At 66.1% G+C, this 11,366-nt stretch carries 11 protein-coding genes; 5 read left to right on the forward strand and 6 right to left on the reverse strand.

Annotation, left to right across the window (positions count from 1 at the left end):
* Nucleotides 1-46: 46 nt before the first annotated feature.
* A complete protein-coding gene (locus tag ACPYIS_RS13680) occupies nucleotides 47-1,519 on the forward strand; it encodes a S41 family peptidase (protein WP_424858904.1) in 1,473 nt (490 codons plus the stop codon).
* Between the two features lie 23 nt (nucleotides 1,520-1,542).
* On the forward strand, nucleotides 1,543-2,292 hold the full coding sequence (locus ACPYIS_RS13685; protein WP_424858903.1) for a HesA/MoeB/ThiF family protein: 750 nt from the start codon (nucleotides 1,543-1,545) through the stop codon (nucleotides 2,290-2,292).
* Here ACPYIS_RS13685 and ACPYIS_RS13690 read toward each other — a convergent pair.
* Genes ACPYIS_RS13690 through ACPYIS_RS13715 form a run of 6 tightly spaced genes read right to left on the reverse strand, consistent with a single transcriptional unit; the run spans nucleotide 2,237 to nucleotide 7,750 of the window.
* Nucleotides 2,237-3,178, reverse strand: a complete 942-nt coding sequence (locus ACPYIS_RS13690) for a DUF429 domain-containing protein (protein ID WP_424858902.1) — start codon at nucleotides 3,176-3,178, stop codon at nucleotides 2,237-2,239. The genes ACPYIS_RS13685 and ACPYIS_RS13690 overlap by 56 nt on opposite strands.
* Nucleotides 3,175-3,600, reverse strand: coding sequence for a BLUF domain-containing protein (locus tag ACPYIS_RS13695; protein ID WP_424858901.1), 426 nt, complete (start codon nucleotides 3,598-3,600; stop codon nucleotides 3,175-3,177). Before ACPYIS_RS13695 ends, ACPYIS_RS13690 begins: the two co-directional genes overlap by 4 nt.
* Nucleotides 3,601-3,612: 12 nt before the next feature.
* On the reverse strand, nucleotides 3,613-4,344 hold the full coding sequence (gene folE / locus ACPYIS_RS13700) for a GTP cyclohydrolase I (protein WP_424860179.1): 732 nt from the start codon (nucleotides 4,342-4,344) through the stop codon (nucleotides 3,613-3,615).
* Between the two features lie 41 nt (nucleotides 4,345-4,385).
* The gene (gene clsB, locus ACPYIS_RS13705; protein ID WP_424858900.1) at nucleotides 4,386-5,639 is read right to left on the reverse strand and encodes a cardiolipin synthase ClsB; all 1,254 of its coding nucleotides are present in this window, start codon (nucleotides 5,637-5,639) and stop codon (nucleotides 4,386-4,388) included.
* Nucleotides 5,636-6,421: an endonuclease/exonuclease/phosphatase family protein gene (locus ACPYIS_RS13710; RefSeq protein ID WP_424858899.1), complete on the reverse strand. Its 786-nt coding sequence runs from the start codon at nucleotides 6,419-6,421 to the stop codon at nucleotides 5,636-5,638. Before ACPYIS_RS13710 ends, clsB begins: the two co-directional genes overlap by 4 nt.
* A gap of 48 nt (nucleotides 6,422-6,469) precedes the next feature.
* Nucleotides 6,470-7,750 (reverse strand): HD-GYP domain-containing protein, encoded by a 1,281-nt coding sequence (locus ACPYIS_RS13715; protein ID WP_424858898.1) that lies wholly within the window; start codon nucleotides 7,748-7,750, stop codon nucleotides 6,470-6,472.
* A 253-nt stretch (nucleotides 7,751-8,003) separates the two neighbouring features.
* Between ACPYIS_RS13715 and ACPYIS_RS13720 the strand changes: the two genes are divergently transcribed.
* The 3 genes from ACPYIS_RS13720 to ACPYIS_RS13730 all read left to right on the forward strand — a co-directional run bounded on the left by ACPYIS_RS13720 (nucleotide 8,004) and on the right by ACPYIS_RS13730 (nucleotide 11,358).
* A complete protein-coding gene (locus tag ACPYIS_RS13720) occupies nucleotides 8,004-8,822 on the forward strand; it encodes a flagellin (protein WP_424858897.1) in 819 nt (272 codons plus the stop codon).
* A 145-nt stretch (nucleotides 8,823-8,967) separates the two neighbouring features.
* Nucleotides 8,968-10,380, forward strand: coding sequence for a flagellar filament capping protein FliD (gene fliD, locus ACPYIS_RS13725; RefSeq protein WP_424858896.1), 1,413 nt, complete (start codon nucleotides 8,968-8,970; stop codon nucleotides 10,378-10,380).
* 156 nt (nucleotides 10,381-10,536) lie between these two features.
* Entirely contained in the window at nucleotides 10,537-11,358 is an 822-nt protein-coding gene (locus tag ACPYIS_RS13730; RefSeq protein ID WP_424858895.1) for a flagellin, read from the forward strand.
* The last annotated feature ends 8 nt before the right edge of the window (nucleotides 11,359-11,366 follow it).

Here is an 11,366-nt window from a genome sequence, read left to right on the forward strand (position 1 = left end):
CGCTCCAAGAGGTATATTGAGGCGTCGATTGACGAACGGGACTGTCATGGGGCACAAATTGAAGATTGCCGGTTGGATCGCGCTGGGGGCGCTGGCGGGCGCATTGACGACCGTGCAACTACAAGCCACGGCGCGCGCATCGCTGGCGCCATTGCCGTTGGAAGAGCTGCAGCAGCTCGCAGCGGTCTTCGGCATGATCAAGACCGACTACGTCGAGCCGGTCGATGACAAAAAGCTCATCACCGACGCCATCTCGGGCATGGTGTCGGCGCTCGACCCCCACTCGCAGTATTTCGACAAAAAGAGCTTCAAGGAATTTCGCGAGGGCACGTCGGGGCGCTTCGTGGGCGTCGGCATCGAGATCACGATGGAGGACGGCCTCGTCAAAGTCGTCTCGCCGATCGAGGACTCGCCCGCCTTCCGCGCCGGTCTCAAGGCGGGCGACCTGATCACCAAGATCGACGATACGCCCGTCAAAGGCCTGACCATCAACGACGCGGTCAAGCGCATGCGCGGTGAGCCCAACACCCGGGTCACGCTGACCATCTTTCGCCGCGACGAAAACCGCACCTTCCCGGTCACGATCACGCGGCAAGAAATCAAGACGGTGAGCGTGCGCGCCAAGGTGGTCGAGCCCGGTTACGCCTGGGTGCGCGTATCGCAGTTCCAAGAACGCACGCTAGAGGACTTTGCACGCAAGGTCGAAGAGATCGTGCGCGCGGAACCGCAGCTCAAGGGCTTGGTGCTCGACCTGCGCAACGACCCTGGCGGCCTGCTGGACGCGGCCATCGGACTGTCGGCGGCGTTTTTGCCGGACGACGCTGTGGTGGTCAAGACCGACGGCCAGCTCGAAGAAAGCAAAGCCACCTACCGGGCCCGCCCGCGTGACTACCTGCGCCGCGCCGGCAACGACCCGATCGCCCGCCTGACCGAGCAGACCAACGGCTTACTCAAGCGCATCCCGCTCGTGGTGCTGGTCAATGAAGGGTCAGCCTCGGCCAGCGAAATCGTCGCCGGTGCGCTGCAAGACCACAAGCGCGCGACCATCATGGGCAGCCAGACCTTCGGCAAGGGCTCGGTTCAAACCGTGCGCCCGCTGGGGCCCGATACGGCACTGAAACTCACCACCGCGCGTTACTACACACCCAGCGGCCGCTCCATCCAGGCCAAGGGCATCGTGCCCGACGTGTGGGTGGACGAAACGCCCGAAGGCAACCTGTTTGCCGCGCTGCGCACGCGCGAGGCGGATCTGGAAAAGCACTTGGCCGGCCCCGACGAGCGCCCCATGAACGAAGCCGAACGCGAAGCCGCACGCCAGCGCGAGCGCGAGCGCGAGGCGGCCCGCCAACGACTGGAAGAAGAACGGCGCAAAAACCCGGACGCCCGCCTGCTGCCCGAGTTTGGCTCGGACAAGGACTTCCAGCTGCAGCAAGCGCTCAACCAGCTCAAGGGTCTGCCGGTGGCGGTCAGCAAGACCGCCAGCGAGCGCCCAGCCAAAAACGACGGCGCGGCCAACTGACCAACCCAACGCCCTGCCCGCCCATGACCGACGAGCAACTGCTGCGCTACTCGCGCCACATCCTGCTCGACGACATCGGCATCGAAGGCCAAGAACGGCTGCTCGCCGCGCACGCGGTGGTGGTGGGCGCGGGGGGGCTGGGCTCACCTGTGGCCCTGTACCTGGCCAGTGCTGGCGTTGGCCGCATCACCCTCATCGACCCCGACACGGTGGACGCCACCAACCTACAGCGGCAAATCGCGCACGACCTGTCGCGCGTGGGCCTGCCCAAGGTGCAGTCGGCGCAAGTGGCCATGCACGCCATCAACCCCGAGGTGCGCATCGACGCGCTCCAGCAACGCGCCGATGACGCCCTGCTCGACCGCGTGCTGCCCGGCGCCGACGTACTGCTGGACTGCACCGACAACTTCCGCACCCGGCACCTCATCAACCGCGCCAGCGTGCGCCTTGGCGTGCCGCTGGTGTCCGGTGCGGCCATCCGCTTCGACGGCCAGCTGTCGGTCTACGACCCCCGCCAGCCTGCGTCACCATGCTATGCCTGCCTGTTCCCCGACACCGACGCGCTGGAGGAAACCCGCTGCGCGACGATGGGGGTATTCGCACCGCTGGTCGGCATCATCGGCACGCTACAGGCGGCCGAGGCGCTCAAGCTCATCGTGGGCATGGGCTCACGCTTGGTGGGCCGGTTGTTGATGCTCGACGGCCGCGGGCTCGCTTTTAGCGAGGTGGCGTTTGCGCGTCAGCCGGACTGTCCGGTGTGCAGCCAGCGGTGACGATCCAGCCCTCCAGGGGGGCGAACGGCGGCAACCCCCAGCAGGGGTGACCGGCCTCGTGCTGCTGCAGACCCCACGCGGCCTGCAGCAGGCACAGCACAGCGTCCAGCGCATCGCCGCTGGCATCGGCCACCAGTGCCTCGGCCAACGCCGGGCTCACGCACAGGCGCAGACCGCTGCTCGCCAGCAGGGGCGCGCTGCCCTGCTCCAGCGCGCGCAGCAGGTCTGCCCGGGCGAGCCGGTGCGGCACACTCTGGCGCCGGCGGTCGTCGCTTTTATACGGACGACGGCCCAATACGCTGCGCGCCAGCAGCCCGGGGTAGGCCTCGAGCGCGACGCGGTCGCTGTCCTGCTCGGGCTCATGCAGCCCGGGCAGCGCCACCCCCGCCGCCAACAAGCGCGGCACCCCCGCGTGCAACATAAAGGCCACGGGCGGGTTGACCCATTTCATGCTCGGGCTCGACCCTGCCGACCCATCCGTGGCCCGGTGGGCAAGCTTGTGCCCTGCTGGCCGTGCGGCACAAAAAGCGGCGAAGGTGGCGCGGATCTGGGCACGCTCCAGCGCGGCGTAGTGCGTTATACAGTCACACCATTGCAGCGGCCAACCCAACGCCTGCACCAGCGCGCGCGGCAGCCCGAAGGGAAAATCGAAACCCCCGACCCACGGGCCGTCCTCGCGCAACGCCTGGCTCCAGACCGACAGGCTGTCGTACGGCCGCAACGCGTCGAGCACCACCTGCTGCGGCGCACCCATCGGCCCCAGCAAGCGGCCCACCGCATGCACGATCGGCTTGCGCCGCGTGGGCGCACTGGTGAAGTCGCACCCCAGCAGCCGCGGTCGCGTCGTCTGTGCGGCGGGCTCGCCTGCGCTGCCCTCGGCGCTCACACCCGGCCGATGATGCTGGCGGTGGCCATGAGCTCCTCCAGCAGCGCCAGCGACACCTTGCCCGAGACGCTGTAGGGGTCGAACTCCGGCCGCTCGGAGTATTTCAGCACGATGGACGTGTTGAGCTTGGTCAGGTTGACCTGCCCCATCGTCCAGCCGCCGAAGCGCCGCTCGGTAATTTCTTCGTACAGCAACAGCTCCACGTCGTGGTGGCGCGGGTCTTCGATGATCTGGCGGTACAGCCGGTTGACCGCATCGCGCCCGCCCTCGATGGCTTGCAGATAGATACCGCCGCCGTAACACAGAATGCCCGTGATGCCATTGTGCAAGTTATGGTGGCGCGCGGCGTGCAGAATGTCCTCGATGTCCTGCGCGGTATGCTCCGGCCGCGCCCGGCTGACGTACAAAAGCCTCACCAGCATGGCTTTCCCCCCTCAACGGGCGCCGTCTTGGCGCGGGATCAGCGACAAAAATTCGCGCCGCAGGTTGGCATCCTTCAAAAACACCCCGCGCATGACGGAGTTGATCATGCGGCTGTCCATGTCCTTGACGCCACGCCACGCCATGCAGTAGTGTGTCGCCTCCATCACGATGGCCAGTCCGTCGGGCTGGGTTTTTTCCTGGATCAAGTCGGCCAGCTGCACCACCGCCTCTTCCTGGATCTGGGGCCGGCCCATGATCCATTCGGCCAGGCGGGCGTACTTGCTCAGGCCGATTACGTTGGTGTGCTCGTTGGGCATGACGCCGATCCACACCTTGCCGATGACCGGGCAGAAGTGGTGGCTGCACGCGCTGCGCACGGTGATGGGCCCCACGATCATCAGCTCGTTCAAGTGCTCGGCGTTGGGGAACTCGGTGATCGTCGGCGCCTTGACATAGCGGCCCGCGAACACCTCTTTGAGGTACATCTTGGCCACTCGACGCGCGGTGTCTTCCGTATTGTGGTCGTTGGCGGTGTCGATGACCATCGCATCCAGCACCGCCTGCATCTTCTCAGCCACCTCGTCGAGCAGCTGCTCCAGCTCGCCGGGCTGGATGAAGTCGGCGATGTTGTCATTGGCGTGATAGCGCTTGCGCGCCGCTTTGATGCGCTCGCGGATGCGCACGGAAACGGGCACGCCTTCATCGGCGGTGGTGGCGTCGGTCATGGTCTCGGGGGCTTTCATCAGCATGCATCCATCCTAACACCAGACCGTGAACCCCGCCATCAATACCGGTGCCCGGTGATGAACAGCACCGCGCGCATCACCGCAAACGCCACCCAGTCGCGCGCGCGCTCGTGCCACGGGCGGCGCTGCAGGGCGCTCAACTCCAGCGCCACGCCCGCGGTGTGCAGCAGGTGGTCCAGGCGCGCGCGCAACTGGCGCACGAAGCGCGCGTCCGTCGTCACCACATTGGCCTCGCGCGCCAGCAGCAAGCTAATGGGGTCCAGATTGGTCGAGCCCACCGTCGCCCAGTGGGTATCGACCAGCGCCACCTTGGCGTGCAGCGCGCTGGGCGCGTATTCATGGATCTGGACGCCCCGGCGCAGCAGCCAGGCGTGCACCGGGCGCGGCGCGTGGTACTGCAAAAACCGCTCGTACTTGCCCTGCACCAGCAGCCGCACGCGCACGCCACGCGCCGCCGCTTGCGCCAGCGCATGCCGCAGCCGCCGACCCGGGATGAAATAAGCATTGGCGATGATCACCTCCCGGCGCGCGCCTTCGATCGCACTCAGGTACGCGCGCTCGATGTCGTGCCGGTGACGCACGTTGTCGCGCCAGAGAATCGCGGCACGCGCGCCCTGCACGACCGCAGCCGCCTCGTCCGCTGCGGTGGCTTGCCTGTGACGCAGCCAGCGGCGCCAACGGCGCGGCAGTCCCATCACCGCGCCGGACGACGACCGCCAGGCATTGCGCCACGCCGCGCGAAAAGCGTGCTCGCGCATCTGCCCCACCGCCTGCAGCCGCCACCACAGCCGCTCCATCGTCGCCAGCATCTCCGCCACCAGCGGGCCACTCACCTCCATCGCATAGTCCAGCCGTGGCTGCGCCAGCCGCCCCAGCACCACGTCGTCCAGGTCATCGATCAGGTTGATCCCGCCGCAAAACCCCACCACGCCATCGACGACGCACAGCTTGCGGTGCAGCCGACGCCAGCGGCTGGGGATGAGCAGCCCCAGCCGCCCCAGCGGGGCATAGGTGCGCCACTGCACACCGGCGTCGGCAAAGCGGCGCTGCCACTCGGGCGGAATCTCGGGCGTGCCCACCGCATCGACCACCAGCCGCACCTCCACGCCGCGCTGGGCGGCGCGCACCAACGCCTCGGCGACGGCCAGTGATGCGTTGGCGAACACGAAGATGTACGTCTCGACGTGGATCAGGCGGCGCGCGCGCTCCATGGCTTGCACCATGGCTGGGAACAAGGCGCGCCCTCCCTCCAGCAGGCGCAGGTGATGCCCTGGTTGCAGGGTAGCGGTCATGCCAACTCGACCTCCGCCACCAGCGGCAGGTGGTCGGACCAGCGCGCCCACTCCCCGCGCGGCGGCACGGCCACGGATTGCACCTGCGCCCCCCGCGCGTAGATGCGGTCCAACGGCAGCAGCGGCCAGCGCGACGGATACGTCGGCACGCGCGCTTGCGCAGCGGTATGCAGCCCCAGGGCCGCCAGCGGCGCGTGCAGCTGCTCGCCCCAGTCGTTGAAATCGCCCGCCACCAACAGCGGCGCCTGCGGCGGCACGTGCTGCGCCACATAGTTGCCCAGCGCGCGCACCTGCCGTTCGCGGCTGGCGTGGATCAGCCCCAGGTGCACCACGATCACGTGCAGGGCGCTATCCCCCGCGCGCGAGCGGGGGTAGGGCGTGTCGCCGACATCCTCTGGCAGCGCCAGCACCGCATGCAACAGGCCGCGTTGCTCGAAGCGGTGGTCGGACACATCGCAATGCCCGTGCGCCACGATGGGAAAGCGGCTCAACAGCGCATTGCCATGCTCACCATGGCGCGTGCGCGCATTGGTGCGGTACAGCACGTGGTAGCCGGGGGGTGCCAGAAAGCCCGCCTGATCCCCCGCTGGCCAGTGGGCAAAGCGCCGCTGCAACCGGTGGTGATACGCTCGCACCTCTTGCAGGCAAACGACATCGGCGCGCAGCTCGGCCACCGCGCGCGCCAGGTTGTGGATCTCCAGCCGCTTCAGCGGCCCCACGCCCTGCACACCCTTGTGGATGTTGTAGGTTGCCAAGCGCACGGTTCGCTGACGTCTCGTCATGGGTCTGTCTCGGTGGCCATCGCCAACGGCCGTTTGGCGTTGGAGCGATCAGCGCAGCCCCGCCGCTGGCGTGCGAGAAAACAATAGCAGCTTCACCATCTCATCAAGGTTGATGCGGGCACGCACCACCGATCCCGGCACGGACTCGGCCACCGCCAGCTCCGTGCGGCTGGTATCCACCAACTTGGGCGAGCCCAACGGCTCACCCGCGCGGTTGACCACGACCGCCGCCACCGGGGTCGCCGCCTTCGGCCCGGGCCGCAACACCAGCGCCAGCTCGCCCGACTGCAGCCGCACGAACGTGCCGGGCGGATACAGCCCCAGCAGCTGCACCAGGGCCGCACCCACCTCGTCTTGTTGCCCCCCGGTGCGGAAAAACACCGCCAGCCGCGCGGATTCGCGCGCGCCCCGGCCGGGGCGGCTGGCGCGCGGACTCATGGACGCAGTGTAGCGGTCCAGCACCTGGATGATGTGTGCCAGCGCCTCGCCGGGCGGGCGCGCCGCCAGCGGCACCCCTGGCGCCAGCGCGCTGTGGTGCAGCGTCACCGCCTGCAGCCAGACGGGGTCGTCCACCCCCGCCTGCCGCAGCAGGCGCGCGCCCTCCTGCGCGTGGGCATCGATCTGCGCCCGCTGCGCCGGCGACGGCGGCGCGGCCTGCGTCGCCAGCGCATCCTGCAACTGCAGCATCGCCACGTTCATGGTCGCGGTGGCCAGCACCAGGGTACGGGTGCGCGCCTCATCCAGCCCCAGGCGCGGTGCCAGCCGGCGCGCCAGCACCGCGCACTGCAGCGCGTGCAGCACGCTGTAGTCGCTGGGGCTGCTGCAGGCGCGGTACGTCAACACCAGTGTCGCCGACTCCATCGCCCCCGGCGTGCGCTCCCACTGCTGAATATCGGCCCACAGCGCCGCCAGGCGCTGGCGTGTCTCGTTCGGCCCCCAGGCGCCCTGCGCGATGTTGGCCAGCAAGCGCCGCAGGCGCGCCGTCACCTCGGCACACTGCTCGGGGAACGTCCCCCGCAGTGGCTCTCGGCCGGCTGCCTCGTCCTCCAGCGACACGTAGCGGTCCAGATCTTTGATGGCGGCCTTGTGGATCTCCGCGCGCAGCAGCCCCTGCATCAGCACCTTGACCGCCAGTTCCGATTCCTCGAACGGCACGAACACCCGCCGCCGCGCACGGATGCCCTCCAGCTGCGCCTCGTCCTCGATGCGCAGACCCTTGGCCAGCAGCACCTGCCCGGTCTCGTCCAGCAGGGTAAACGGCAGCGTCAAGCCCACCCGTAGCTGCTCCATGGGCAGCGGAACGGGCTGGAGCCGGTCGGGGGTAGTCATGGTGGAGACGGCTTGGACGCAATCACGGCGTGCTCGGGCAGGCTGTCGATTCTAGTGGCCCCGACTGGCCTCTGGGACCCGCAGCACTGTCCTGACGCCGCAGCCAGCGCCAACGATACGCACCGGAAGAAACCCTCAAGTTCGGGCCGACAGGGCCGATATAGCAGGCAACCGGTAGTTCAACGGACCACCAGCAGCGGGCACGGGGCCCAATGCGGTGCATCCACCGGGCTTACCCACAGGAGCGACCGTCATGAGCCTGTCCATCAACACCAACCCGATTTCGCTGAACGCCCAGCGCAACACCGTCAACAACATGCAGTCACTGCAAACGACGATGGCCCGCTTGTCGTCGGGACTGCGCGTCAACACCGCCAAGGACGACGCCGCTGGCTTAGCGATTGCAGAGCGGATGCAATCTCAGGTACGTGGGCTCGGCATGGCGCTTATCAATGCCGGCGACGGTCTTTCCATGGTAGAGGTTGCCGACGGGGCTTTGGGATCCGTCACCGACGTTTTACAGCGTATTCGGGAGCTTGCTATTCGTTCGCGGAACGGCTCGAACGACGACACATCGCGGGCGAACCTGCAGACAGAATTCACCCAGCTCCGCGCCGAAATCGGTCGCATCCGATCACAAACGAGCTTTAACAATCGGCAAATTCTTGGTGGTGGAGCCACATCGTATGCCTTCCAGGTAGGAGCCAGTCAAGGGCAGACAGTAACCGTATCGATGCGCAGCATTGGATCAATCTCTACCGCGTTGGGTGCTGGGACAATATCCACAGTAGCGGGCGCCAGCGCCATGTTGGCCACTATCAACACGGCCATCCAAAGCGTGGTGACGAACCGGGCACGCCTCGGCGCCGTGATGAGTCGATTTGAGAACATCATGAGCAACATTCGCATCGCAGCGGAGAAGCAGTCTGCCGCCCGCGGCCGCATCATGGACGCCGACTTCGCCGCCGAGACGGCCAACCTCAGCCGCACCCAGATCTTGCAGCAAGCCGGCACCGCCATGATCGCCCAGGCCAATCAGCTGCCGCAAAACGTCTTGGCCCTGCTGCGCTGATCACGGCGCCAACGCCACGCAACCAACGGCCTGACGCCTGCCGGCGTCAGGCTCGGTCGCTGGACAGTAAGGGTATCGCCCGCTTTTTCTCCTTGCGCCCAGACGCCTGTCGACGTATAACACGCCACTGTCGCAGGAGTAGACCATGGCCATCTCAGCCCCCGGCGTCGGCAGCGGACTCGACGTCAACGGTATCATCTCTCAGCTTGTCGCCCTCGAGCGCAAGCCGATCCAGCAGATCCAGTCCCAGATCGGCGGTCTGCAGAGCAGCATCTCGGCGTGGGGCCAAATCAAGTCTGGCCTGGCCAAGTTGCAGGATGCGGCTGCGAAGCTGCTCGACACGTCGCTGTGGCAACGCAATACGGCGACCTCCAGCAACGAAAACTCGTTATCAGTCCGCACCAGTGGCGGGGCCATGGCCGGCAGCTACCAGGTCAGCGTACAGGCGCTGGCACAAGCCCAGTCGGCGCGAACGGCCACTGGCTTTGCAGCTGGAACCCCTTTGGGATTGGAAGGCCGGCTGGAGTTCACGCGCGGCACCTGGAGCGGTGGCAGCTTCAGCGCCGGTGGCACCCCGGTCAGCGTCACTGTCACCGCGACGGACACCCTGAGCGACATTGCCACCAAAGTCAACCAAGCCAATGCCGGGGTCACGGCGGTGGTGGTGCGCAGCGGAGGCCAGGAGAATCTGGTCTTCAAAAGCAGCCAGACAGGGGCGTCCCAGGGCTTCGAGATCCGAGCCTATGACGCCAACGATGACCTGATCACCGACGGCACCACAGGCTTGGGGGCGTTGTCGTATTTCAACAACGGTGGGGGTATCGTCGGGTTGACGCTGAGCGCCGCCGCACAAGACGCCGTGCTCGAGATCGACGGTATCGCTGTCACATCGGCGTCCAACACCTTTAGCGATACGATTGCTGGCTTGACGCTGGAAGCCAAGAGCATCACGCCCTCCCCCGCCACGGTCAATGTGCGCAGCGATACCGCCGCCATGGCCGAAGCCGTCAAGGCGTTTCAGACGGCATTCAACGAACTGAGCAAAACCATCAAGGACCTGACGCGGGCCGACCCCACTGGCCAGGGCAACGGGCCGCTGCGCGGCGACCAGGCCGCGATCGGTATCCTGACCATGCTGCGGAATTACGCTGGTGCGGAAGTGGCTGGTGGTCCGCTCGCACGACTAAGCGACTTAGGACTTTCATTTGAGCGCGATGGATCTTTGTCCTTGAACACCTCCGCGTTAGAGGCAGCGCTCGCTGCCCCCGAAGCAGTGCAGAGAGTATTCGCTGATACTCCGGCGGGTGTGGCCCGGGGTATCCGCGACTTCACTCGCGATGCACTCGCAACCGAAGGGTCTGCCGCTTTGCGCGAGAAGTCACTCAAGGATACGGTGAACCGAAAAAGCGAAGAAATGCGTCGCATCGAAGAGCGAGCAGCCCGTAACGAGCAACGCCTGCGCGCCCAGTACACGGCACTGGACACCAAGATGGCCCAGTACAACAGCCTGAGTAACTACATCACACAGCAGCTTGGGAGCTGGTCTAAGCCCAAGTAAGCATTCCTTCGATTTGGACTGGCAAAGCCCCGCTTTTCGGGGCTTTAATGTTTTTGACCTTGCCGAAAATATGGCCATGGGCAGTCGGCACGTGTACACCCCGCAAGCGCCGCGCCTTCGTAGATACACCTCTTGCCGATGTGAAGGAGTCGAACCATGGCGCTGACCATCAACACCAACGTGATGTCGCTGAACGCCCAGCGCAACACCGTCAACAACATGCAGTCGCTGCAAACGACGATGGCCCGCCTGTCGTCGGGCCTGCGCGTCAACACCGCCAAGGACGACGCGGCAGGGCTGGCCATCGCCGAGCGGATGCAATCTCAAGTGCGCGGCTTGGGTATGGCCCTCATCAACGCTGGCGATGGGATTTCGCTGGCAGAAGTGGCGGATGGTGCCTTGTCCTCCCTTTCCGACGTGTTACAGCGAATTCGCGAATTAGCGATCCGTGCGCGCAACGGAACTAACGACGATACCGCCCGTGCCAATCTGCACACTGAATTTCTGCAGCTACGCCAGGAAGTCGGCCGAATTCGTGCCCAAACCAGCTTCAACAACCGACAGATCCTGGGGGCGAACGCTAGCGCTTACTCTTTTCAGGTGGGGGCGAGCCAAGGACAGGTTGTTACGGTAAATATCACGAGTATCGGTTCCATATCCACTGCGCTCAACGCCCTAACAATCTCTACTGCCGGGGGCGCTAGCGCCATGCTGGCAACGATCAACACAGCGCTACAAAGTGTCGTCACGCGCCGCGCCAATCTCGGGGCGATTATGAGCCGCTTCGAAAATATCATGAGCAACATTCGCATCGCAGCGGAGAAGCAGTCTGCCGCCCGTGGCCGCATCATGGACGCCGACTTCGCCGCCGAGACGGCCAACCTCAGCCGCACCCAGATCTTGCAGCAAGCCGGCACCGCCATGATCGCCCAGGCCAACCAGCTACCACAAAACGTGCTGCGTTTGCTGCAGGGCTGACGTCTCAG

It is taken from the genome of Tepidimonas sp. HKU78, from assembly GCF_049860815.1.
In the GTDB taxonomy this organism is placed as follows: domain Bacteria; phylum Pseudomonadota; class Gammaproteobacteria; order Burkholderiales; family Burkholderiaceae_C; genus Tepidimonas.